This window comes from Rhizobium oryziradicis (assembly GCF_001939045.1).
Lineage (GTDB): Bacteria > Pseudomonadota > Alphaproteobacteria > Rhizobiales > Rhizobiaceae > Allorhizobium > Allorhizobium oryziradicis.
The window spans coordinates 1-23,308 of record NZ_MKIM01000028.1 but is presented as its reverse complement, the minus strand read 5'-3'; the positions used below and the strand labels follow the sequence as shown (position 1 = coordinate 23,308).

Genomic DNA, 23,308 nt, shown 5'->3' with positions numbered 1-23,308 from the left:
CGGCCGTAATTTTGCATTAAACGGCGGCACAATACTGCGCACAACGCGCACGTACAAGCGCGCTTCCGTCGGTTTTATGACAGATTTTCAAAGCCTGAAAAGAACGCGATGAGCGCGACTTCGTTAAGCTATCGTTAAGCTCATTTATCGTTAATAGGAGACATGCGCATTTTCATGACGAGCTCGCCGATGAAACGGACACTCCTGCTTGGTTTAGCTCTGTCCATGGGCACAACAGCTGCGGGGCAATTCAGCCTGTCTTATGCAGATCCGCTGACGCCCACGCCCACCGCCCGGCCCGCTTTGCTCGCCAGCCCACCGCCTGCCCCTCTCACCGAGGCCATTCCGTTTATGCCGCCTGCACCTGCACCGGTGGCCCGTTCTGCGTTGAAATCCGGCCTGGATGCCCTATCCAATCGCGATGGCGCTGGCGCTTTGGCGATTCGTGATTCCATGCCGCAAGGGCTGGACCGCCATATGCTCACCTGGTCGATTGCCCGATCCGGCCTGCCGGATGTACCGTCGGCCGAAATTACGGATGCTCTGAAAGAGTTGAAAGGGTGGCCGGGGCTTTCGGTGTTTCGTTCCAATTCAGAGCGGGCGCTTTACCGCGAAAACCCTCCCACGGCGACCGTGCTGGCTGCCTTTGGCAATGCCAAACCGGAAACACCGGAAGGCACGATTATTTTAGCGCGCGCCTTAAGCGCCAAAGGCGAGCAAGCCAAAGCCGCGCGCCTGTTGAAACCCCTATGGTTTGACTCCGTGCTGGATGCCAGCCTCGAAGACCGCATTCTCAGCGAGTTTGGCTCGCTCTTCAGCGCTGCAGATCACAAACGTCGCATGGACTTTTTGATGTATCGCGGCAATCGCGCCCAAGCCAAGCGGTTTGCGACATTGGGCGGTGCGCAATCGCTCTTTGCAGCATGGGATGCCGTTGCCACCCGCTCTCCAAAAGCAGAAGGCCTGATCAAAGCCGTGGATCGGCAATGGAGCGCTGATCCGGCACTGCTGTTCATCAAAATCGAATTTGAGCGCCATCAGGATAATTACGAGGCTGCGGCCAAGCTTTTGGCGCAAGTGCCCAAAGACGCGGCCCGTCTGGTGGACACGTCAGAATGGTGGAGTGAGCAACGCATCGTAGGCCGGGGCCTTGCCGATGACGGCAAATTTCGCCTCGCCTATCAGGTTGTTTCAAACAACAGTGCCACAGCCACGGTCGACGTGCTGGATGCAGAGTTTCACGCAGGCTGGTTTGCATTGCGCGGGCTGAACGATCCCAAGACCGCAGCGGTGCATTTTCGCCGCATCCTGGCAACCTCCAGTCGCCCCTTGTCTGCCTCAAGAGGCTATTACTGGTTGGGGCGTGCCGATGAAGCAGAGCGCAACACCACTGCCGCACGCGAGAACTTCACCAAAGCCGCCAACTACCCAGGGACGTTCTACGGGCAACTGGCTGCGGCCCGTCTAAACCGCAACCGGCTGGATATTATCTATCCCACCCCAACCGCAGAAGACCGGCAAAATTTTGCCAACCGCGAGGCCGTGGAAGCGATTGACCGGTATGAGACGGCGGGCCACGGCTGGCGAGCAGCAGCACTCTATCATGCGTTGGCGGAACAATTGCAAAGCCCCGGTGAATTGGCTCTTCTGGCCGCCAAGGCCGAGCGGGCAGGCAACAACCAATTGTCACTGCAGGTCGGCAAAACGGCCTATGGCCGGGGCATCAACGTGCCAGCACTCGCCTTTCCCATTGGCGTTATTCCAGCGTCGGCCAATATAGCCGGATCTGGAAAGGCATTGGCCTATGCCATTGCCCGGCAAGAAAGCTCCTTTAACCCAGCGGCAGTGTCCGCCGCCAACGCAAAGGGCTTGCTGCAACTGATGCCCGCCACCGCCAAGGCTGTTGCTCGGCGCCACGGCATGGCCTATTTCCCGGACAAGCTCACCCAGGATGCCGGCTACAACGCAACACTCGGCGCGCACTATCTGGGTGAACAGATCGACAAATTTGGCGGCTCCTACATCCTGACCTTCATTGCCTACAACGCCGGGCCAAACCGGGTGCCAGACTGGATTGCCCGCTACGGCGATCCACGTGGCAAGCCGCTGGACGATGTTGTTGACTGGATAGAGCGCATCCCCTTCCCGGAAACCCGCGGCTATGTGCAGCGCGTAATGGAGAATTACGAAATCTACAAAACGCGCCTTGGTCAAAAACCAGATATCGAGCGCGACCTGCGTTTTGGCCGATAGGCTGCGGCACAGAGCCATTTGCAGAGTGCAAAAACCGTGTATTCTCCTCACAGCACCGTGCGTTTTTAGAGAGTTATGCAGAAAATCTGCGAGGGTGATATTCGAGGACAAGGAGCAACGCGCCGATGCCAGAACTTGCAACACGCGAATACTGCGATCATCTCATACCGGCAAAAGACGGCATAAGCATCTTTGCGCGAGACGTTGCCTCACACCTTGGGGGCGTCCCGATTGTCTGCCTGCCGGGCCTGACGCGCAATCATCGCGACTTTACGCAAATAGTCGCAATGATCACCCAGAGTGACACGCCCAGACGCGTCATCTGCATTGATTTACGTGGACGGGGTGGCTCTGATCGAGATCCAGACCCAAGCCATTATAATCTCATGACCGAGATGGACGATGTTGTAACTGTTCTTGATGCGCTCAGCGTCGCAAAGGCCGATTTCATCGGCACATCGCGCGGCGGGCTCCTTCTCCACTTTCTGGCATCTTTGCAGCCCGACCGGATTGGCAAGGTGGTCTTGAACGACATTGGGCCCGTGCTGGAAAAGCAGGGATTGATGCGCATTAAAGATTACTTGAGTGGAAACACGAGCCCCACACGCTGGGAGGATGTTCCAATCCATCTCAAGGCCGTGCATGGTGACAGTTTTCCAAATCTACCCGCGCATGAATGGGAGGCCATGGCTGTTGCACTGTACCGCGACGACAACGGAAAGCCACTGGCCGATTTTGATCCCGCAATCGCCGCGCAGATTTCAAGCGTCGATTTCGATAAGCCGATCCCAGACCTTTGGCCCCAATTTGAGGCCCTTTGCCAATTTCCCCTTCTTATCGTCAAAGGAGCGCTTTCGGAGCTTCTGTCACAGCAATGTTGTGACATGATGATGGCCAAGAACCCTTTGGCGCGGCAGGTCATCGCACCACAGCAAGGTCACGCCCCCCTGCTCCACATTGCGCCTGTGGCACAAGCGATAATGCATTTCCTGAACCACGGTCCCGCCTGAACGCTCACATAGCCGCTGCATCGCGCAACTGTTACAGCGAGACTTCGCTCCATATTGCATGCACGCGCTTTGGCTGCCACGCAACTATTGCATAATTCTTTCAACCGGAATCGGTTTGAAGAATTATGCAACAAAAATAAAAAGCTACAGCGACTGCGCGTTCATCAAGATAAGCGTAGCAACCATACCCTCAAGGTAGAGAGGATGGGCAAAAAGCGCTGATCACACGATCCTTTGCGCCTTCTGCGCACCTTCGCACATAGAATTCAAACCGCTGCACTCTGTTCTGCCTTCTCCGGCGGACTTGCCAAAAGCCTGGATCAGCGTCGCGGCCAGATGGATTACGATACATGCGCATCGCCCCAATTATCAGTCGACACAAATTATCAGGCAAAACAAAAAAAGCCCCCGGAATGAACCGGAGGCTAATTTTACAAATCTAGAGACTAAATCTCTTAGAATGTGCGCTGAAGACGAACGAAACCGGTCCATACGTCCTTGTTGCCGCTCCAGTCCTTGTCCTGGTACTGTGCAGAAACCTTAGCAGCAAGACCAGAAGCGATCTTGTAGTCAACAGTCACGCCACCGCGGGTGATGTCGCCATTCTTGAGGTTTGCATCTGTACCAGACCAGTACTGAATGCCAGGTGTCAGGCTCAACTTGTCGGTGATCTTCACTGCATACTGACCAGCAACAGTCCACTTAGCCAAGTCGTAGTAAGCGTTTACGCCGCTTGTGTAGATACCGGCGATACCGAATTCGCCTGGACCAACTTCAGCAGTTGCGAGCAAACGAACAGAACCTTCCTGTGCAGCAGCGTCGTAGGAGCCGAGCAGGTTAGCGTTGATAACGCCAAAGGTGCCGCCAACCTGAGCTTCAAAGCCCACATTGTTGTCACGGTTGTAGCTAAGGGCAGTTGTACGCGAATACAAGCCGCTCAGCTCGTCAACCGAAGCGTAAGCGAAGAAATTGTCGGTCTTGTACTTGTAGGCGATAGAATTCAGGCGGTTAGAACCGATATCATCGGTTTCACCAGACAGGTCGCTATCCCAAGGATTGTAGAAGGAACCAACCATGAAGCCACCAGCTGTGATGAACGCTTCATCGAGTTCGAGCGAGTTGGTGTCAGAAGCTGTGGTGTGAAGATCCGTGGTGTTGCCACCCTGCCATGCACGCAAAGTGATGGTCGAACCAATCGTGCCAATTTCAGAATCGTTCTTAGCGTCGAATGTTACAAGACCACGTGTCTTTGCATTCCAGTTACGACCGCCGTCAACCGAGCTGTAGTCAACCTCGGCACGAACGTAACCGCTGATCTTCAAGCAGGTTTCAGTGCCGGGAATGTAAAAATAGCCAGTTCCGAAAGCGTCACAAACGCGAACATATTCAGCCGGCTCAGGAGCAGCGGCTACGATTGCGTCAGCAGCTTGAGCGCCGGAAACAGCTGCAAGAGCCGCTGCGGAGCCGAGGAGGATGCCCTTAATGTTCATAGAAATCTCCAGTTTTATTTTTTTGAGAGACAAGAATGCACTTCCCTACTTCGCGTGAAACGTCCCCCCCGGTACAAATCTCATGAAGCGTATTGCCATTTAAAAAAGCCCCGCGATTAAATCGCGAGGCCCTTATTACGTCGTAAGGATTAGAACGAACGCTGCAAGCGAACGAAACCGGTCCAAACGTCGGAAGCGCCAGTAGCAGTCTTGTCCTGGTACTGAGCAGAAACCTTCGTGGTCAAGCCAGAAGCGATCTTGTAGTCAACAGTCAAGCCAGCGCGGGTGATGTCACGGCCGCCGAAGCTGCCACGAGCGTCAACCTGCGTATCAGCAAAGTACTGAATGCCAGGAGTCAAAGTCAGCTTGTCGGTGATCTTTGCTGCGTATTCAGCTGCAACGCTCCACTTGCTTGCGTCGTAGTAAGCGTTTGCACCGCTCGAGTATACGCCAGCGATAGAGAATGTGCCTGGGCCAGCAACGATCGAAGCGATACCGCGAACAGCACCTTCCTGAGCTACGAAGTCATAGCCGCCGAGCAAGGTAACAGTTGCAGGACCGAAGCTTGCGCCAACCTGACCTTCGATACCAACGCTGTTGTCGCGGTTGTAGCTTGGGTTGTAAACGGAGCCAGTAGCAGAGCCTGTGCGTGAAACGCTGCTGTCTGTGCCGCTCAAGCCGTTCAATTCGTCAACAGCGATACCTGCGAAGAATGTGTCGGACTTGTAGTTGTAAGCGATCGAGTTCAGACGGTTAGAACCGAGAGCATCGGTTTCGCCAGACAGACCTGTATCCCAGTAGTTGTAGAACGAACCAACCATGAAGCCGCCGGCAGTGATGAAGGCTTCGTCAAGTTCAACAGAGTTGGTGTCGTTTGCAGCGTTGTTCAAGCCAGTGGTAGAACCGCCCTGCCAAGCGCGAACTGTGATTGTGGAACCGATCGTGCCGATTTCAGAATCGTTCTTTGCGTTGAAGGTTACCAGACCGCGTGTCTTCGCGTTCCAGTTACGGCCGCCGTCGAGCGAGCTGTAATCAACCTGTGCACGAACGTAACCGCTGATCTTCAAGCAGGTTTCGGTACCAGGAATGTAGAAGTAACCGGTGCCGAAAGCGTCGCAAACGCGAACGTATTCAGCTGGCTCAGGAGCAGCTGCAACGATAGCGTCGGCAGCCTGTGCGCCCGATACTGCTGCAAGAGCTGCAGCGGAGCCAAGAAGAATGGCCTTGATGTTCATAATGACCTCCAGTCAAGTTTCATAAGGGTCTGGGTTATATTGGCTGAAGGACAGCTTACACCGCCCCATCCCCGTTAAGTCTGAAGACGGACGATCCACCGCCGTGCTTCTGATGCTCAAAATACAAAACGTTGCCGCCCATGCAATCACCAAACAGCATTGCGGGGCATTTACGACCCACCTTCACAGTGCGCTGTGGCTGAAAAGTCACAAACCCCTCACCCACCATGCCCTTTTATTTACTTTTCATTAAGGAAATCTTTGAAAAACAAGAAGGAATGCGGATCTGAACGTTTTCCACACCCGGCAACTCCATTGAAAAATGTGTCAAAGCAGGGCGATTCTCGGGCATATCAACACCTAACTTACCCCCTTGGTCGACTGAATTCGGTATTATATCGGAAGTGACCAAGCGGGCATCAGAGCAAATGACACGCCTGTCGACACGCTTTTCCACAAGCGCAGCCTGATTCTGCGCGATCTGATTCTGTGAGATTCGGCGTTTAGGGGACCCGTCGCGACGCGCGTTGCGATTCTCGAACAAGGAATGCCGCATGATGAATCATATAGCGGCGACAAATCCCGCATCGGTCATAGGCACGGCTCGCTGCTACCACGAATAGCGCCAATCCAGTTGGGACGATTCACCACTCTGTATATAAAGAGGATGCCTCATGGCGTTGAACACGGAGAAGAGGTGCGTTCAGCCGGCCCGACCTGCGGGCTTATCCGACCAATTCCGACATGCAGGAAACGGCGAAAAGTGGAAATCTACTTTTTATGACAGGAAATTACATAAAAGCGCTTGCAATCGAAACGTTGAGCCAATAATCAGACCGCACCGGAGAGGTGGCCGAGTGGTCGAAGGCGCTCCCCTGCTAAGGGAGTATACCAGAGATGGTATCGAGGGTTCGAATCCCTTCCTCTCCGCCATTATGATTTTCAAGCCAGTGATTTTAAATAAGATATATATATCGCCAGGCTAGCTCGCTGCGGCGACATACATTCAAAATCAGTTTTTGAATCGATAAAAATTTGCGTCGCGGGACTTGCAAGATTGTAGCTCGCCGCTGTTTTCCGGAATTTTGACACGCAAAACCGTTAAAATTAAAATTCCGGATCACGTGTCAAAAGCTTTTCGAAGAAAGTTTGAAGGCCGCTTAAATGCCCTGCGAGAAGCGGCATAGTTCCGCGCCTTGCCTGAACCCCATTGAGATAGCCCGGCTCGACCTCAATAACCCGAGCGCCGTAACTGGCCGCCTCGATTGTGCGAGGGGAACGGCTTGAACGCTTTGCCACGAAAATGGTGGCTTGTTTGCAGGCTTGGCAGGCCGCGACTCAAAGCGCGACCTGGGCAAGGCCATCTGCAGGGCTTGCATAGACGAACTCGGCTTCGTCGCGCGCATGCATCAAGGCCATAAAGATGTGGGTCTTTATGCCACCAATCAGGATGTCATCACGGACCACCCAAACACCGTTATGCTTTTCAAGCCGTGATGATCGCGATATGGGGTTCGACATTTCCAAGTTCCTTTCTCACCATTGCCGGGTCGCCCTTTACAAAAACACAGTGACCAGTACCGCATAATGCATATTGGAGATATCGGCCGGATCATCCGAATAGCGTTCAAGGTCGCCATACGGCGGGTAGGTAAAATGAAGTCTGCCCGACCGCGCCATGTGCTAGGCTGAACCAAATGTATCCCCCTCCGACTTCCGGCAGTCGTTAAATGTCATGACGCTGTAGGCATCGATGTAAGGACAAGCATGTCAGATGCGGGATTGTTGGATGAAGGGGATAAAGACAGTCATCAAGAGGCAGCAGCGTATGGCGGCGAAATGATACAATTTCGGCTTCGAGCTACAGGACCGTCGAATGTGGTTCTTTCGGCCAGTGAGAAGATCGGCAATCGATGTCCGCTTCTTCCATTTGGCGACGGTCTTCGGGTTAATCCCATACCGCTCTGAGAGCGCTCTCAGGCTCTCTTGACTATTTTATATTGCTCGACGGATTGCCTCAGTCGTTGTGGCGCGACCGTGTAGAACCTGGCCCATAGTCCTTTCTTCCATTCGAGGGAAAATAATGCACGATTAAAGTCTGGGATCAAACAGTTAGAGACCGTATTGCAAGTTATGTGATCACATTTCACGAACTTCGAGAGCGCATACAATTGACGAGCGATTTTCCAGCTAAAAAGGGCACGGATTTTTCGCGCGAGAGCATCCATCTACGGTCACGATCGACTGTCGGCTTGTCCTGAGCACGACCATCATGCCATTCAAAAAAATCTAGCCGCATAGCCGAGTCAAAACATAAAAATAAGAGTTATAATCATGCATATTAGCGATTATTCAGAGATCTAAACATCGTCTATAGCACATCTGTACTAATAGCTTCCCCCCATTTTCTGTGCTGAATGCATCATTGAACTGTCCAAAAACGGATGCGGCAAACCAGATATATTGATTATATCAATATCTGCGTTTGCCCTTTTTAAGTCTATGGAGATATGGGGCAATATGATGACGAAAATGTCCGGCAGGTTTTTTCCAAATTTCAATCAAAAAGATAAAGTCGCATCGCCCAATTTTGCCATGTGCATGCCAAAATCTTTTTCACTTCCTATCGCAACTGCAACGATTGTGGTGTCTTTCGCTGGCGTCAGCATGGCTCAGGATGTCATCCTTGATAGCGGTAACACGACATGGACAACCGACACCAATATCAATGGCGATCTTTACGTCGGTTACACCAACCCGGGGGTCGGCCTGAATATTACCAATGGTGCAAAAGTTTTTAGCACCAACGGCAATATCGGATACAAGAACGGCAGCTCTGGAACGGTAACCATTAGTGGTCCGGGATCGTCATGGATCATTCCCCGGGTCAATTACGTTCTGGCCAACAATGTTAATATCAATAATGGCAGTGTGCTCAATATTGAGAATGGCGGTACTGCCGATGCCAAGTATTTTAATTTTGCTGGCAACAACACATTGAATGTCACCGGAAGCGGATCAAACCTCAATGCCGATCAGGTCAACGGTACGACCAATGTTCTTGTTGAAAACGGCGGTTCGATCACAACCATCGATGCGACCTTGAGCGGCGTTTATGGCAATGACCAGCTGACCGATTTCACCATTCGTGGTGTTGGTTCGAATATGACGAGCACAGGCACATTTACCATCGGCTCAAACGGTACCATCGAAGATGGCGGCTCTCTCACCGCGCAGAATTTCATAACCGGGACCAGCGGTAGCTTCCAGAATTTTGTCATAACCGGCGCGAACTCCCGCATGGACGTCAACGGTCGATTGACCCTCAACGGTGATAGCGCTGCCGCTTCCAATATTTCCGTAGCAAACGGTGCCAATCTGAATGTGAAAGGTGGCATCAAAATGGAATCGGGTGGCCATTTGACAATCGGTGGCAAAGTCGATCTTGAGAATATGGATCTGCACGGTGTTGCACAAGGAATGACACCGGAGGCGGCAGGCTTCATTAACCCTGATGCTGTCATTGCCTTCAATAAAAACACGCAGAACGGAAAAGCTCCCTTTCTGAACTTCAATCACAATCAAACAGGATATGTCTTTGCCAACACGTTGACGGGTGACGGCAATATCCATTCCATGTCGGGTGAAACCATTCTGACGGGTGATCTGAGCAAATTCAATGCAGACGATAACCTTGCCGGCATCATCGTGTCCGGCGGCAGCACATTGGTTTTGGCCAGCAATCTGGGCACAGCCGCCGATTACGATAATGTCTTTGCCTATAAAACCAATATCGTCGTCCAGAACGGCACCTTCAACGTCAAGGCTGATACGGGTACGGTTCGCAAGAACTTTTTGGGAAGCGAATTTTTCTCCTCGCAAATCGATGTCTGGGGGGATCGCAATGCCGGTAGTGCCTATGGGCGGCTGATCGGCTCTGGTGCCGTCGGCCCTGTGCAGCTTGAAAAAGGCGCGTTGATTTCACCGGGCAATTCCGACAATCCCATTGGAACCTTCACGGTCAACGGCAATTTCCGTCTTCTGGATGGATCGGCTTATGCTGTTGATGTTGCCGGAAATGGTGCCAGCGACACAATCACCGTCAAAACCCTGAAACAATGGACCGGCACCGATGCACAGAACAATCCAACCTACATGGATGTCGGTGGTCAAACCTATATCGGCAACAACGTCAATGTAGAGGTGACGGCTCTCGACCCTGCCACCAGCTATAAAAACGGCCAGACCTATACCATCCTCTCATCCGCAGGCGGTATTCAGGGGCAATTTGCACAAGCCGTTTCAAAATCTGCCTTTCTGGATGTCGGATTGTCGCAAAAGACCAATGAAGTCGATTTGACAATTGCTGTTAAGGACAGCGGAACGCCAGGAAATCCCGGTAACCCGGGCACCCCTGGAAATCCGGGCAACCCGGGCAATCCTGGAAATCCCGGCAACCCAGGTAATCCGGGCAACCCAGGTAATCCCGGTAATCCGGGCAACCCGGGCAATCCAACGGAGCCGTCTGTTGGCCTGTTTGACTCGGTTGCCCTCACCCGCAATCAGCGCAATGTTGCCCGTGCTTTGAATACGCTGGAACAAAGCGGACAGCCTCTGGCATTGTACAACAACCTGCTGCCATTGAGCGCGGATGAAGCCCGACATGCGTTTGAGGCACTTTCCGGCGAAGTGCACGCCTCAGCCATGGGAACCCTTCTGAACAGCAACACATTGGTGCGCAACACCGCCAATGACCGTATGCGGGCCTCGTTTAACAATGTCGCTTCTCGTCCGGTTCAGGCTCTGGGCTATGCGGAAGGCGACGACCGGTTCGATAAAGCTGCCCAGGACATTCCTCTGTTTACAGCTTGGGGTCAGGGATTTGGAAGCTGGAACAACATCAATGGCAATGCCAATACGGCAGATCTGAATGCCTCCACAGGCGGTTTTGTTGCCGGTATAGATGCACCAATCTCCGCTGATTGGCGATTGGGCTTGCTGGGCGGCTATAGCAATTCCAGCTTCGATTCCAGCAGCCGCGCATCGTTCGGCCATAGCGATAACTATCATCTGGGTATGTATGCCGGTGCTCAATATGGCGCTGTCTCCTTCCGGTCTGGTTTGACCTATACGTGGCATCAGGTTTCAACCAATCGAAGCGTATCCTTTGGTGGCATCAATGATCACCTGAAGGCTGATTATGATGCGGGCAGCGTGCAGGCCTTCGGTGAACTCGGCTATCGCATCGATGTCAAATCCGTTGCCTTTGAGCCCTTTGCAAACCTCACCTATATCAACCTGCAACGCGATGGCTTCACAGAAAGGGGCGGCATTACAGCCTTGTCCAGCGCGAGTGAAAGTCTGGATACGACTCTGACAACGTTTGGTGTGCGCACCTCATCCGATTTCATGCTGGGCAGTTATATTGCCACGGCAAGAGGAATGCTCGGCTGGCAGCACGCCTTCGGTGATACCGATCCGGCAGCACGCATGGCCTTCGCTGGCAGCCAGAGCTATATGGTGTCGGGAACACCGCTGACCAAGGATGCTGCGGTTGTTGAACTTGGCCTTGATGTTGGTATCAGCGATACAGCAACAGTCGGCATTGGTTACTCCGGTGAATTCGGCAACAACCAATCCTCTAACAGCGTCAATGCCAAACTGGATGTTCGCTTCTGATGAGGACCGTACATGTTCTGGCGATCATGGTAGCCGCAGTTTTTGCGGCTCCCTTCGCTTTTTCCCCCACCGCCTTTTCTCAGGATAGCAGCAATCCCGCTGTCCCCTCATCGCTGTCAGAAACCTACGACGATTGGACGGTGGCCTGTTCAAAACGCAACGAGAAGCGCTTTTGCGCGGTTTACCAGCGACAAGTGCAACAAAACGGACAGCAGGTGCTGGCCGTCGAACTCACAGCCGCAGCCGATAAAAGCATCAAAGGATCCGTCATCCTGCCTTTCGGGCTTGATCTGGATAAGGGCGTTGCCTTTGCCATCGACGATACACCACCGGGCAAGACATCACGGTTCAGCACCTGCCTTCCGACGGGTTGCCTGATCGCGCTCTCCTTCACAGACAAGGCAATCACTGCGCTGAGAAACGGCAAATCGCTGAAAGTCATCGCCTACTCAAGCGACAGCGGTGCCGAGATACCCTTTACGATCTCGTTGAAGGGACTCGCCAGCGGGCTCGATCGGATTGTTGCGCTTATGAAATAACAGGAAGGGCTGCTTTTGTGGCCCTTCTCATCAAGCCTTTTACATACTTGCAAATACGGCTTTGGCCAGCGGTGCACATCAACCACCGCAGGGTCGAAGCCAATATGTTTGATCATTGGAATAGAGGAGTTACGATGAAAAAACAGATTTTAGGAACGGGCTTGGCCTTTCAGTTGCTTGCCATGCCTTGCTTCGCGCAGACGTCTAATGTCGGGCCATCCAATACACAAATTGTCCAAATGGGCGCACAAATGTATGCGGCGGCCGAATTGTGTCTACACTATTCTCGAAGCAATCTTGAGGATGTGAAACAGAAACAACGAAAAGCATCCGAGGGACTGGGCGTTTCAGCAACTGACTTCGACCTGCTGTTCGATCAATCCTATCAGGATACCGTGACAAAAATCACGGCTCTGTCAGCAAGCCAGAAGGCCCAAATGTGTCAGAAGATGAATTCCATCGCCAACGGCGCTGCCATGAAAAGCCCCTGAAACCCTTTGATTCCGCTTTCGGCTGTCTCGGACACCGTAACGCACACGAGATGGCCGGAACCTTCCCTGAAGACGAGGATAAAAACCCTTCTCGGGGGCATCAGATTCGACTTTTTACTGACGAATTCTAAATTTCATCCTCAAGCGGAAATGAAATGGATCTCCAATTTTCATGCATGATGAATTTATAATCCTTGCCGATGATCATCCAATATTCCGCGATGGCATGTTTGCGTTGGTACGTGAGCTCTTGCCTCACTCAAGGATTGCGTCGGTAGATACATTTGCGTCTGCAATTGAAGTCGCGCGCGCCGGCCCTTCTCCACCCAGCATGTTCATTGTCGATCTGTTTTTCGGCGGCGAAAGTATTGCTTCGAACCTGGGTAAACTGCGCGAAGAGTTTTTATTCTCCTCCATCGTCGTGGTCAGTATGGCAAGCGACAAAGCATCAATTGATGCCGTGATGAACGCTGGAGCCAATGGCTTCGTCAACAAGGCGGCCTCGCCCAATGAAATCAGGGATCTTCTCAAAGCAGTTCGAAATGGCGATGTCGTGGTAAACATGCCTTTTCCGGCAAGGACGATGGAAGCACCAACCATCAGCCCGAGCCCCAGCCCAAACCTCAGCCAGCGCCAGATTGACGTCTTGCATCTGATTGCAGACGGCAGAACCAATAAGGAAATAGCGATCCTTCTTGGTATCTCTCCCTTCACCGTTCGTATTCATGTCTCAGCAATTTTCCGAACTCTTGGCACCACAACGCGCGCAGGTGCCGTTGCCAGAGGCATAGCGCTCGGTTTGGTGCCAACCTCTCAGACGTCAACAGAGTGAGAACCATACGAAGTAAGCACATATGCCCATCACATTTCAGCGGAATCCACAGGTATCGACATCATTGCTTCACCGCGCAATCTGCCGCTCTTTTTATTGCATTTAAATTGGGCTGACGACCTATCCGGATTTGTGTCTCACTGATCTTGATGATCCTCCACTCTCCCCTATTTTCCAAGAGAGACAACGCTTGGCCGGGACGTGTTTGGCAAGACCGGCACATTGCCACAACCGTCACATACGCTCAAAGGATGCCTTCACCCGCACAATGCTCCAGTTTTCCAGAACCAACCCGATTTTTGCATAAAATCCACAGTCTTGCCAAATTATAGCCGTGCTGCCCGGCAAGTTTTACTGGCGGTTTTCTTATCCTTGCCGGGCTGGGGGGCTCGAAAGGAGACAGACGTTGCAGAAAGAATGTATCCATTCTTGCCCATCGCGAGCTGTGTTTCGGCATGCTTTTGGCTCGCCGCTCCAACACAGACGACCAAAAGCAACAGCTCAGGGCATGGCTTGTGTCGGCGCCGCAATCAATCTGGCGCGAGACCAATCACATCGAAACGCCATCCAATGGCGCAAATGCCAGTTCAACGAACCCGACCTTTATCACTGCCAACAGATGCAAGATGCCGTGGCCTTCGGCATTTTGCGATAAAAAATGTGCTTAAAAATCAATGAATTAATAGTTTCTAAATTTGGGGACATGCCAGATGTTGAGTGAGCAAGCGAACAAGCTGGAAGGTTATAAGAGCGAGCAACGCCATGCAACTGTGCGGGCCACCGTGATCGGCTGCATCTGCATCTATATCGTGACGGAGACGTTCACAGGGCATCCACTGCCCGGAGGGATGTTTATTGCCTGCGTTGTCACAATCCACTGGTTGGTGTCATGCGGACTCCTGTTGTGGATCAAACGCCGTCCGGGTGAAAGCCGCCCACGACATTACGTCATGATGGCGCTGGATGTCAGCGGCATGACCTATATGATGGCCGTGGGTGGAGCGCCGTTTCTTCCGCTCTACACCGTGATGCAGAGGCTTGTGGTTGCCAACGGGCTGACGTACGGGCCCAGATCAATGAAAGTCTCCACTTCGGCAGCCCTCTTATCAATCGCGACCGTCACTTACGTCAACGGCTACTGGCGCGACAATCCATTCATGGTGCTCACTCTGGCCAGCGGCATGGCTCTGGTACCAACCTATATCTACATGATGCTGAAACGGCTAGAGCTTGCCTATGAACGCGAACAGGAAGCAAGCCTGTCAAAATCCCGGTTTCTGGCCCAAGCCAGTCATGACCTTCGCCAACCCGTGCATGCCATCAGCTTGTTTACCGCCTGCCTTCGAGACGCAAAACTGCGCGCCGAAGAACTGAAACTGGTGGAGAATATTGATAGATCACTTCAAAGCGTGTCACGCCTCTTCAAGTCTCTTCTGGACATTTCCACGCTGGATAGCGGCAAGGTTAAGCCCAATATTGAAAACGTCGCGATCAGTGAAATCATCGATGAAATCCTCCACCAAAACACGGAGGCTGCCCAGCGCGATGGTACACAGCTTCGGGCAAACTCTTGCGATGTAATCGTAAAAACGGATCGATCACTCTTTACGACCATGTTGCAGAACATCGTCAACAACGCCATTAAATACGCGCCGGGAAAAGAGATTTTGATTGCCTGCCGACGACGGGGCAACACCCTGGCTGTTCAGGTCTTTGATCGTGGTCCGGGGATTCCCGAAGAGCATCAGGCAAGGGTGTTCGACGAGTTTCATCAGGTGCGTGAACGTGGCGACAGAGACGTTGAGGGTGTTGGACTCGGTTTGGCCATCGTGCGCCGGCTCGGTGGAATGCTCGACATCGAAGTTAGACTTCGCTCCGTTCCCGGCCGTGGCACCAGCGTCACTCTGGGCAATCTTGAAATCTTCAATGAACCAGTTCGCGCTGTCCATCCCATACCGCAAGCGCCACTCGGCGTGGCACAAGGGTTACGGGTTCTCCTCGTCGACGATGATGACGCTGTTTTGACCGCAACTGCTATCCTGCTTCGGAAATGGGGTTGCGACGTTCAGGCAGAACTTGCGCCGCCAGAAAAGGTGGACGATCCCGATCTGCTCATCACCGACTTCGACCTCGGCAATGGCATCACCGGCAAGGAATGCATCGAACAAGTCCAGCGGTTGGTTGGCCGACCAGTGCCAGCCGTCGTCATGAGCGGTCACGATGCGGACCGTGTGCGCGATGACCTGGGCACTCCAGGCATTCCTGTACTGACCAAGCCAATCCGACCCGCCGAGCTACGCTCCATCCTTCTTTTACAAGCCGTGAAGGCACGATCACACCAGTCGATCCAGTTGTTAACGGGCTGACCATTCGCACTGTTTAAGCATTGAGCCCAAAGTTGGCACCTTCAGGAACAGAAGCGTTTGTTGCAAATCTAGCCGCGTTCATAGGCGCGCACGAACAGCGGCTGGGCCTTCTCGAAGTCCTCCAACGATCTAAGTGACAGTTCAAGGTCACCAGTGCCAAAGTGTCCAATATTGCGCACATCTCTCGAAAATCCGTCCTGAAGCTCGACGTTTGAAGGATCCAGTTTCAAAAACACCAGCGCGTCACGGACACCTTGCCTCTCACACGCCAAGAGGACGCCGCATGAGCTTTGGTCCCGAATGGCATTTTGCGGAACGCCCCACCATCGAGCAATTGCAGGCCATGGGCTATGGCTTTGTGCCAGTCGTTGAGCATGGGGCTTTGCGCGAGGCGGACAATCAGGTGTTGTTTCGCCCGCAATTGGTGGATGCGCTGATGCGCATCAACGGCATTGACCGGGAATCGGCAGAAGCGGCCTATGGTGAGCTGGCCAGCGTCAGCGACAATGAGGCGTGGCTGAAACTGTTGCGGGGGGACTATAGCCGCAAAATTTCCGGGTTTGAAACGCGCCAGACGCCGCGGGTGATTGATTTTCTCAATGTCAGCAACAACCAGTTTTGCGTAACGCATCAACTGCGGGTGAAGGCGGAGAACACGCGAATCCCCGATTTGGTGGTTTACGTCAACGGCATTCCGCTGGTGGTGATTGAGGCCAAAAGCCCGCTGAACCTAAAAGACAAGACCGGCGAGGCTTTTGAGCAGATCAAGCAATATGAGCGCGATATTCCGCGGCTGTTTTTTTCCAACCTGTTCAACATTGTCACCGATGGCATCAGGGTGCTTTATGGGGCAACGGGTTCCAGCTCCAAATATTATGCCGAGTGGCGGGACGCGTGGCCGAAGGGCGATGCCGATTTTGCCAGCACACTGGACAAAGGTCTGTGGTGCCTGCTGGAGCCGTCGCGTTTGCTGGATATTCTGGCTCATTATGTGGTGTTTGAAAAAACCGACAGTGGCACCGTTAAAAAAATCTGCCGCTATCAGCAGTTTCGCACCGTCAACCGCATGGTGGAGCAGGTGGTGGAGGGCAAGCATCGCCAAGGCTTGATCTGGCACACGCAAGGCAGCGGCAAATTGCTGACCATGGTGTTTGCGGCCCTCAAGCTGAAAACGCATCGGACCCTTCAATCGGATGCGCTGACCAACCCCAATATTCTGGTGCTGACCGACCGGGTGGACCTGCACGGCCAGATCAGCGGCACCTTTGTGGCCTGCGACCTGCCCAACCCCACCGCACTTGAGAGCGTGAAGGACTTGCGCGCGCTGATCAGCAGCGGCAAGGACGGGCATGTGGCGCTCTCGACCATTTTCAAGTTTCAAGGCTCATCTGAGCCGATTAACAACTCTGAAAATTGGATTGTGATGGTGGACGAGGCCCACCGCACGCAGGAAAAAGATCTGGGCGCTTATCTGCGCGCCACCCTGCCCAATGCCCGCTTCTTTGGCTTTACCGGCACGCCGGTGAAGAAAGACGATAAAAACACCTATGCGAATTTTGGCGTGGTGGGCGAAGGCTATCTGGATAAATACGGCATTGATGATGCCGTTGCCGATGGCGCAACGGTGCCGATCTATTACACCGGCCGCAAGACCGATTGGCATATTGATGAAGCCAAGATCGATATTCTGTTCGACACCTGGTTTGCCGAGTTGGATGATGACAAGCTGAACGAGATCAAAAAGCGTGGTGTGAAGCTGGAAGATCTGGTCAAGCACCCGCGCCGCGTTGAGCTGATTGCCTATGACATCTGGACCCATTTCAAGGCCTATGCGCTGCCCGATGGTTTCAAGGCGCAGATTGTGGCCATCGACCGTGAGGCGGTCATTCTTTACAAACAGGCGCTGACCTTGGTGATTGCCAAGGATTTGCGCGCTGATGGGCTCTCGCCAAGCGATGCGTTAATCCGGGCTGACGCCATATCGGCCTGCGTCTATTCGCTCAATCAGGACGATGGCAAGCCGAGTGAAGATGCTTATAAGCAGACAATCCGTGATGAGCTGAAGGCGCATTATGTGGATGCGGCACAAGAAAAGCTGATCAAGAAAGCCTTTGGCCGCAAGGGTGACGATCCGCAATTTCTCATTGTCTGCGATAAGCTGCTGACGGGTTTTGATTGCCCGATTGAAAGTGTGATGTATCTCGACAAGCTGCTGAAGGAACATGGTTTGTTGCAGGCCATTGCCCGCACCAACCGTGTTTCTGATGCGCAAAAGCGCAATGGTTTGATTGTCGATTACATCGGGGTTTCGGCCCATCTGGAAGCAGCCCTTTCGAGCTATCGTGCGGATGATGTGAAAAACGCCATGCGCAATCTGGACGATTTGCGCAGCCAATTGCGCACCGCCCATGCTGCCGTTGCCGGGATGATGAAGGGTTTGAAGCGTAAGGCCAGCGACAAGGATGGTTTGAAGGCGGAGTATGATGCCTTCATCACGCTTTTGGGCAGCGACGACAGGTGGTTTGAATTCAAGGCCCGTGCCCGCGCTTTCATTGCGCTGTATGAAACCCTCAGCCCCGACCCCAGCGTGCTGGAATTTACCGCAGATATGAAGTGGGTGGCAGCGTTTTTGATCTACGGCACGCAGGCATTCGAAAAGCGCGAGTCTTTTGACAAGCTGAATTACAGCGAAAAAATCCGTGAAATGCTGGATCAGCATCTGGAAGCAACCGGCCTGAGCGTGACCGAGCGGATAGACGATAGCCCGCATCAATACGGCAAATTCTCTGAACGCCTGCGGCAATTGCTGGAAAAAATGGAAAATACGCAGATCAGCTGGGCCGAAAAGCTGCGCGCCAATGAAGAGCTGGCAAAGGAGATTTCTGCTGTAGATGCCGCCCATGTGAATGCGGGACTTTCTCCGGGTGCCTATGGGATTTTACAGATCCTCGCCAACTTTGGAGCCGGCGACGATGGCGCGCATCTCGCTGTCCGCATGGAGGGTCTCTACACCGATCCGGCCACAGCCCCCAAGGGCTCGTCGGAAAAGGACGGAATGCGCAAAGGCTTGCGCCAACAGGTACGCTCCATCGTGCATGAGGCGGGGTTAACGCAGCTCAAGGACATCCCCGAGCAGGTTGAGGCCTATGCGCTCAAGCATTTTGTGGGGCAGTAAACCATGCCAATCTTCCGTATTGGTGAGCGCGAGATAGATTATACGCTCAGGCGCTCTATCAGGGTCAAGAACGCCAGCCTGAGTGTAACGCCAAAATCATTCGAGCTTCTGGTGCCGGAACATGCCACCGACGAACAAATTAACGCCGTGCTGCATCGTCGCCGTGGGTGGATATTGGAAACTGTGCAGCACATGCAGGAGCGGCAAAAGGCGGAAATTAGGGTCTATCGCTTTGTATCCGGGGCCAAAATTCCCTATCGTGGCCGCATGACGAAGCTGACGATTACCCCGTTTGATGGCTCTCTGGTGGAGGTAAGCTTTCGAAACGGCTTTCAGATCAAAAAGCCTGACACCCTTTTGCCAGACTCCACAGATGCCGTGATTGAGAGCGCGCTACGACTATGGCTCAAGCGCCGTATCCGCGACGACGCCACAGACTTCGTGCGCCGTCATGGCACGCACCATGACCTGAAGCCACGCGGCATTCAGATCAAGGATCAAAAACACATGTGGGGCAGCTGCGGCCAAGACCGGCAGATCAATCTCAACTGGCACCTGATCTTTGCGCCCAAGCCCGTTTTGGAATATGCCGTGGTGCATGAGCTATGCCACCTGCGGCACCGTAATCATGAGCCGGAGTTTTGGGATCTGGTTGGGCAGATTTTGCCCGATTGGCAAGCGCGTAAAGACTGGCTGGACAAGAATGAGCATATGCTGGGTTGGGAAAAGGTGGAGCCGTTGGCGTGATCTGCCTCGATTGAACGGTATAGTCCCTATTTGACTCACAGCGGCTTGTTGGCTGGCTTTGGGTGCGCTGACGTCGAATGGGGAGAGGCTTCTTGGAGCGCGCTGGTGAATCAACAAACGTGTTTTCGAAAAAGCAGAGCCAATGTCTTCGGATGCCCTGTTCGAACTCGGCCATTGCTCCCATCACATGAAAGAGCAGTCTGCCACCAGACGATGAGGTGTCAATGTTGGTGCATTTTGATCTCAGCCATTACACTTGACGATTAAAAATTCAGGCTAAAACAAAATCAGAAACAGGAAGTCTCATTCGAAGGTTAGCCACGGCACACCTTGGGTTAGTGTTCCACCATGATTACAGGGATCTCCCACTCGAGCGATCTTGTGGCCGTTGATATTGGCGACTGACGACCCGCCAGCAATGCTGTCGCTCGTCGGCACGCCAGTGCAGGTACAGATGTCGCCAACCGTCGCAATAAGAACACCGTCGACGGTGACAAAGTGTTGTTGCGTGGAGACCACCGGACCACCGACATGACGCTTAGGATCCGACATGGGGCAGCTATGATTATGCCCTTTTAGGGTAACGGGCGCGGACATTTGCAGGTTCCTTGATCTCGTTCTACTTTGGCGGCATTTTCCACTTTGAAGACTCGACATTGGCGCGTTCTTCCGGTGTGGTAGGTACCATTCCTGCCTTTTCCGGTGTCCAATCGGGATCATCAATCCAATACCTAAGCGGAAGTCTTTTACTTGGGTCGCCAAACACAAATATGCGACGTGGCAAGATTAGGTCCGCATAGGTGCGAGAGACCTTCAATTTGTCGATCGTAATCAACAACACGTAGGTATGGCTCGGTCCGTTGGAACCGCCATTCGTAGAAGGCGCGATAATGTAGCTTTCCTGCTTTGGTGCAGCACCATAATCCTGCAACTGCATCTGTAGCGTGTTGCCGCTGGCAGATTCTAAATCTGCGAAAAGGCTTTTGCCTCCAAGATCAAAATCGTCGGGCATTGAGGGAATTTTGATCTTAGACGTTGGTTGCCAACCCTTGGCTTCAAGCGTGCCAAGCAATTTTGTGATGAACGCTTGCATCTCGGAGAGGGGCTTCGCTTTGGCAAAAGGACGGAATGCAATCCCGTCTATGAGCCCCGCCGTCTGCGAAATGAATAAAGTTCGTCCTGGCGGCAACTCAAAGCTCTGTGCCCCGTCCTCCACCTCAAGCTTGATCCAGTTGTCATCAAATATAATTGGTGAGATGTCAGCGATGTCATCCGCATCAACAACGTAACCTTTCTGCACCCAGGGTCCTATTTGAAGGTCGTTCTGCTCGATGAAACTCTTAACAGTCTCCCCAGTCGAAATTTTTATTGTTCGAGGAGCACTGTCGGCAGGATCGGTATTTTTAAACATAGAGAAAAGCCCCCAAATCGAAAGTGATAGAACGATCATTGCAGTAAGAATTGATAGTTTTCTTTTTTTATTCACTACCATTTCCACTTCTCAATGTCTGTGAGCCTTTGCATCAATGATTGGTAATAATCTACGCGACGGTTCGTATTGGAGATTGGAGAATTGAAGGGAACAGGATTTGGGGCGCCGCAATTGTAGGAGACCGGGATGTCATATATATTTTTCCCGCTATTCCAAGGAAGGTTTTTATATACGGAGTTTCCTGCTTCCACGACAGAAAACGTCCCGTTATATTTCTCATATAATGGTGGAACTATTTCTCGTTGTTCATAATTGCCCAAGGCATCTGCGGCGTCCTTAAGGTTCCCGCTCTCTAGGCTCTCGAATGCTTCGTTTACTCTCTTGGGAATTTGTTTCCCCAAAGCAGCATAGCACTTTTTCATATCTTCATACCCATAGCGAGCCTGATACACTGCCATAGGATAAATGCTCTGAAAAATGTTTCTATTACCCTCTCCCAATGCGTCGTACATATTAGAAGCGATTTCGTAACCAAAAGCTGGTCCGCCATCTGCGCCATATTGTAACCCGTCTCTCCACGATTTGGCGTCGTTCAAAGAGCATCCGACTTGTGATGACACGATCGATGCGAGTTTAATCCAACGATTTTGGGGATTCTCTGCAAACAGATTTTTATACGCAGCGGTGATAGCCTTGTTCCGCTCAATCGGGTCTTGAATATCTGTAATGCTTTTCGTTTTCTTTTCGATTTCTTCAATTTTCTTTTTGCAGTCGGCTGCAATACAGGCTTGGCAGGTTTCAGATACGTTTCCGGGGGCTGCGTCTTTTTCGGCACCAGCTTCCGCCCTTTTTAATTCGCTTGCGGATACCGTGGGTTGCTGATTGCTTTGCGAGGTCATTCTATGCAGCCTCTGTTCTTTGAATCATATATTTCATCATCAGATGGACACGCTCATCAGCAGACATCCCAGTATTATTTTGTTTTCTAAAATCCTGCGCGAATTGACTTTGGTTCAGCTTCCCTTCGAACAGCAACTGCAAATAACACCATTTGCGGAAGGCAGACTCTTCTGTGATACCGGACGCCTGGGCTTCGCGTATCCAGGTTCCAACGTTAGCGTTCAACGTTGTCTCAGGTATGGCCTGCGTTCGTTCCGCAGCATATTCATTAAGGTAATTCGTGGTACGACGTGTCAACCACTTGAAACGTATTGCCGCCATTGCTTTGATTTCGTTGCGCCCGATCCTAAGAGGACCTTGGTACGGAGGGGCCATTTCCTCGTCACGCCGCACGCGCATGGGTCTTGAGCTCCAGTCGTCTTCTGGAGCAAACAACAAATTCTCCGCTGGCCCGAGCAGTCGGGAAAGACCGTTCCAATCGAGCGCCGATGATATCTGTGCAATAACGTTCGCGTCAGCATGCCGAAACGTCACCATTTCAAAGCCGCTTTCCGGGATTTGGGCGTCGCGATCAACGTACGCTGGCTTAGGATAAAGAACCTTGTTGAGACCCCTAAGATGCCGATAGAGCACATCCCCGCCGTCGCTACACTGCCAAAAAATCACGGCGGGGCGATCGCCCAACAGGGCTAGAAAATTGTCGAGAACCCGTTCTTTTACAAGATTCCCATGTTCAGCATCGAGGCCATCGCCGTCCGTGCTGCGATCAAGCCAAACTAACTGGGGCGCGGTTCTGATCTGGTCCGCGGATCCTACACCTCTATCGAGGTACAGTGATCGATGTACAAAATTTCCGTTAAAGAGGGCCATGGGCAAATCATTGAATTGGCCGCCGTCCAGAACCGCAAAAAGACTGTGCCTTGCTTGGAGAAGCAAAGGCTTAAGCTGCATATTATTGACCATGTCAGCCTTTCACAAATGGGGTAGCGGATTTTGCCATCTCGCGCATACAAGACGCACCTTCGCCAGGTCCGCCCTTCTTGAAGTTGATCTGGTTACCCTCAATGTCGATCTTCAAGCCGTGGATACGGATGCCGCTGTTGTTGAGCTCAATATAGCCGCCTCGGGTCAAAAGCAGGATTTTTTCGTCCGAATAGAT

17 protein-coding genes, 1 tRNA gene and 1 pseudogene are annotated in these 23,308 nt (G+C 52.6%); 10 read left to right on the top strand and 9 right to left on the bottom strand.

Translation table 11 applies throughout. From position 1 onward, the window contains the following. The first annotated feature begins 189 nt into the window (after positions 1 to 189). Both BJF95_RS15545 and BJF95_RS15540 read left to right on the top strand, forming a co-directional pair. Positions 190 to 2,253 (top strand): lytic transglycosylase domain-containing protein, encoded by a 2,064-nt coding sequence (locus BJF95_RS15545; protein WP_075641061.1) that lies wholly within the window; start codon positions 190 to 192, stop codon positions 2,251 to 2,253. 125 nt (positions 2,254 to 2,378) lie between these two features. Then, positions 2,379 to 3,263 (top strand): alpha/beta fold hydrolase, encoded by an 885-nt coding sequence (locus BJF95_RS15540; RefSeq protein WP_075640403.1) that lies wholly within the window; start codon positions 2,379 to 2,381, stop codon positions 3,261 to 3,263. 455 nt (positions 3,264 to 3,718) lie between these two features. Here the strand turns inward: BJF95_RS15540 and BJF95_RS15530 are convergent, their stop codons facing one another. Next, a complete protein-coding gene (locus tag BJF95_RS15530; RefSeq protein WP_075640401.1) occupies positions 3,719 to 4,753 on the bottom strand; it encodes a porin in 1,035 nt (344 codons plus the stop codon). Between the two features lie 149 nt (positions 4,754 to 4,902). After that, positions 4,903 to 5,988 carry a porin gene (locus BJF95_RS15525; protein WP_075640400.1) on the bottom strand — a complete coding sequence of 362 codons (1,086 nt, stop codon included), beginning with the start codon at positions 5,986 to 5,988 and terminating at the stop codon, positions 4,903 to 4,905. A gap of 843 nt (positions 5,989 to 6,831) precedes the next feature. On the opposite strand from BJF95_RS15525, the gene BJF95_RS15520 reads away from it, so the two are divergent. Then, positions 6,832 to 6,921: transfer RNA gene (locus tag BJF95_RS15520), tRNA-Ser, on the top strand. 405 nt (positions 6,922 to 7,326) lie between these two features. On the opposite strand, the gene BJF95_RS15515 is transcribed toward BJF95_RS15520, so the two are convergent. Both BJF95_RS15515 and BJF95_RS15510 read right to left on the bottom strand, forming a co-directional pair. Further along, the gene (locus tag BJF95_RS15515; protein ID WP_075640399.1) at positions 7,327 to 7,509 is read right to left on the bottom strand and encodes a hypothetical protein; all 183 of its coding nucleotides are present in this window, start codon (positions 7,507 to 7,509) and stop codon (positions 7,327 to 7,329) included. Positions 7,510 to 7,717: 208 nt separating this feature from the next. Then, positions 7,718 to 8,043: pseudogene (locus tag BJF95_RS15510) on the bottom strand (IS481 family transposase); the annotation flags it as partial. Positions 8,044 to 8,655: 612 nt separating this feature from the next. Here BJF95_RS15510 and BJF95_RS15505 point away from each other — a divergent pair. The 7 genes from BJF95_RS15505 to BJF95_RS15465 all read left to right on the top strand — a co-directional run bounded on the left by BJF95_RS15505 (position 8,656) and on the right by BJF95_RS15465 (position 19,817). Continuing rightward, complete coding sequence (locus BJF95_RS15505; RefSeq protein WP_175577271.1) at positions 8,656 to 11,667, top strand: autotransporter domain-containing protein; 3,012 nt, start codon at positions 8,656 to 8,658, stop codon at positions 11,665 to 11,667. Beyond that, a complete protein-coding gene (locus BJF95_RS15500) occupies positions 11,667 to 12,206 on the top strand; it encodes an invasion associated locus B family protein (protein ID WP_075640397.1) in 540 nt (179 codons plus the stop codon). The genes BJF95_RS15505 and BJF95_RS15500 overlap by 1 nt, the downstream gene beginning before the upstream one ends. A 134-nt stretch (positions 12,207 to 12,340) precedes the next feature. Then, positions 12,341 to 12,697: a hypothetical protein gene (locus BJF95_RS15495; protein ID WP_139317536.1), complete on the top strand. Its 357-nt coding sequence runs from the start codon at positions 12,341 to 12,343 to the stop codon at positions 12,695 to 12,697. Positions 12,698 to 12,869: 172 nt separating this feature from the next. Further along, positions 12,870 to 13,529, top strand: a complete 660-nt coding sequence (locus BJF95_RS15490; protein WP_075640395.1) for a response regulator transcription factor — start codon at positions 12,870 to 12,872, stop codon at positions 13,527 to 13,529. A 710-nt stretch (positions 13,530 to 14,239) separates the two neighbouring features. After that, entirely contained in the window at positions 14,240 to 15,895 is a 1,656-nt protein-coding gene (locus BJF95_RS15480; protein WP_075640393.1) for a hybrid sensor histidine kinase/response regulator, read from the top strand. Between the two features lie 283 nt (positions 15,896 to 16,178). Then, positions 16,179 to 19,070, top strand: coding sequence for a type I restriction endonuclease subunit R (locus BJF95_RS15470; protein ID WP_075640392.1), 2,892 nt, complete (start codon positions 16,179 to 16,181; stop codon positions 19,068 to 19,070). A gap of 3 nt (positions 19,071 to 19,073) precedes the next feature. After that, a complete protein-coding gene (locus BJF95_RS15465; RefSeq protein ID WP_075640391.1) occupies positions 19,074 to 19,817 on the top strand; it encodes a M48 family metallopeptidase in 744 nt (247 codons plus the stop codon). Positions 19,818 to 20,120: 303 nt separating this feature from the next. Here BJF95_RS15465 and BJF95_RS15460 read toward each other — a convergent pair whose 3' ends face one another. The 5 genes from BJF95_RS15460 to BJF95_RS15440 all read right to left on the bottom strand — a co-directional run. After that, positions 20,121 to 20,369 (bottom strand): PAAR domain-containing protein, encoded by a 249-nt coding sequence (locus BJF95_RS15460; protein ID WP_425348706.1) that lies wholly within the window; start codon positions 20,367 to 20,369, stop codon positions 20,121 to 20,123. A gap of 67 nt (positions 20,370 to 20,436) precedes the next feature. Beyond that, positions 20,437 to 21,309, bottom strand: a complete 873-nt coding sequence (locus tag BJF95_RS15455; protein ID WP_075640389.1) for a hypothetical protein — start codon at positions 21,307 to 21,309, stop codon at positions 20,437 to 20,439. After that, the gene (locus tag BJF95_RS15450; protein WP_075640388.1) at positions 21,303 to 22,148 is read right to left on the bottom strand and encodes a DUF2515 family protein; all 846 of its coding nucleotides are present in this window, start codon (positions 22,146 to 22,148) and stop codon (positions 21,303 to 21,305) included. Before BJF95_RS15450 ends, BJF95_RS15455 begins: the two co-directional genes overlap by 7 nt. 1 nt (position 22,149) lies before the next feature. After that, the gene (locus BJF95_RS15445; RefSeq protein WP_075640387.1) at positions 22,150 to 23,112 is read right to left on the bottom strand and encodes a DUF4123 domain-containing protein; all 963 of its coding nucleotides are present in this window, start codon (positions 23,110 to 23,112) and stop codon (positions 22,150 to 22,152) included. A gap of 1 nt (position 23,113) precedes the next feature. After that, a partial coding sequence (locus tag BJF95_RS15440; protein ID WP_139317535.1) for a hypothetical protein occupies positions 23,114 to 23,308 on the bottom strand: 195 nt, incomplete at its 5' end.

Bases quoted from the DNA above. Each gene is read 5' to 3' on its own strand.
- BJF95_RS15545 (WP_075641061.1), top strand. From the start codon at position 190: ATGAAACGGACACTCCTGCTTGGTTTAGCTCTGTCCATGGGCACAACA.
- BJF95_RS15540 (WP_075640403.1), top strand. From the start codon at position 2,379: ATGCCAGAACTTGCAACACGCGAATACTGCGATCATCTCATACCGGCA.
- BJF95_RS15530 (WP_075640401.1), bottom strand. From the start codon at position 4,753: ATGAACATTAAGGGCATCCTCCTCGGCTCCGCAGCGGCTCTTGCAGCT.
- BJF95_RS15525 (WP_075640400.1), bottom strand. From the start codon at position 5,988: ATGAACATCAAGGCCATTCTTCTTGGCTCCGCTGCAGCTCTTGCAGCA.
- BJF95_RS15515 (WP_075640399.1), bottom strand. From the start codon at position 7,509: ATGTCGAACCCCATATCGCGATCATCACGGCTTGAAAAGCATAACGGT.
- BJF95_RS15505 (WP_175577271.1), top strand. From the start codon at position 8,656: ATGGCTCAGGATGTCATCCTTGATAGCGGTAACACGACATGGACAACC.
- BJF95_RS15500 (WP_075640397.1), top strand. From the start codon at position 11,667: ATGAGGACCGTACATGTTCTGGCGATCATGGTAGCCGCAGTTTTTGCG.
- BJF95_RS15495 (WP_139317536.1), top strand. From the start codon at position 12,341: ATGAAAAAACAGATTTTAGGAACGGGCTTGGCCTTTCAGTTGCTTGCC.
- BJF95_RS15490 (WP_075640395.1), top strand. From the start codon at position 12,870: ATGCATGATGAATTTATAATCCTTGCCGATGATCATCCAATATTCCGC.
- BJF95_RS15480 (WP_075640393.1), top strand. From the start codon at position 14,240: ATGTTGAGTGAGCAAGCGAACAAGCTGGAAGGTTATAAGAGCGAGCAA.
- BJF95_RS15470 (WP_075640392.1), top strand. From the start codon at position 16,179: ATGAGCTTTGGTCCCGAATGGCATTTTGCGGAACGCCCCACCATCGAG.
- BJF95_RS15465 (WP_075640391.1), top strand. From the start codon at position 19,074: ATGCCAATCTTCCGTATTGGTGAGCGCGAGATAGATTATACGCTCAGG.
- BJF95_RS15460 (WP_425348706.1), bottom strand. From the start codon at position 20,369: ATGTCGGATCCTAAGCGTCATGTCGGTGGTCCGGTGGTCTCCACGCAA.
- BJF95_RS15455 (WP_075640389.1), bottom strand. From the start codon at position 21,309: ATGGTAGTGAATAAAAAAAGAAAACTATCAATTCTTACTGCAATGATC.
- BJF95_RS15450 (WP_075640388.1), bottom strand. From the start codon at position 22,148: ATGACCTCGCAAAGCAATCAGCAACCCACGGTATCCGCAAGCGAATTA.
- BJF95_RS15445 (WP_075640387.1), bottom strand. From the start codon at position 23,112: ATGGTCAATAATATGCAGCTTAAGCCTTTGCTTCTCCAAGCAAGGCAC.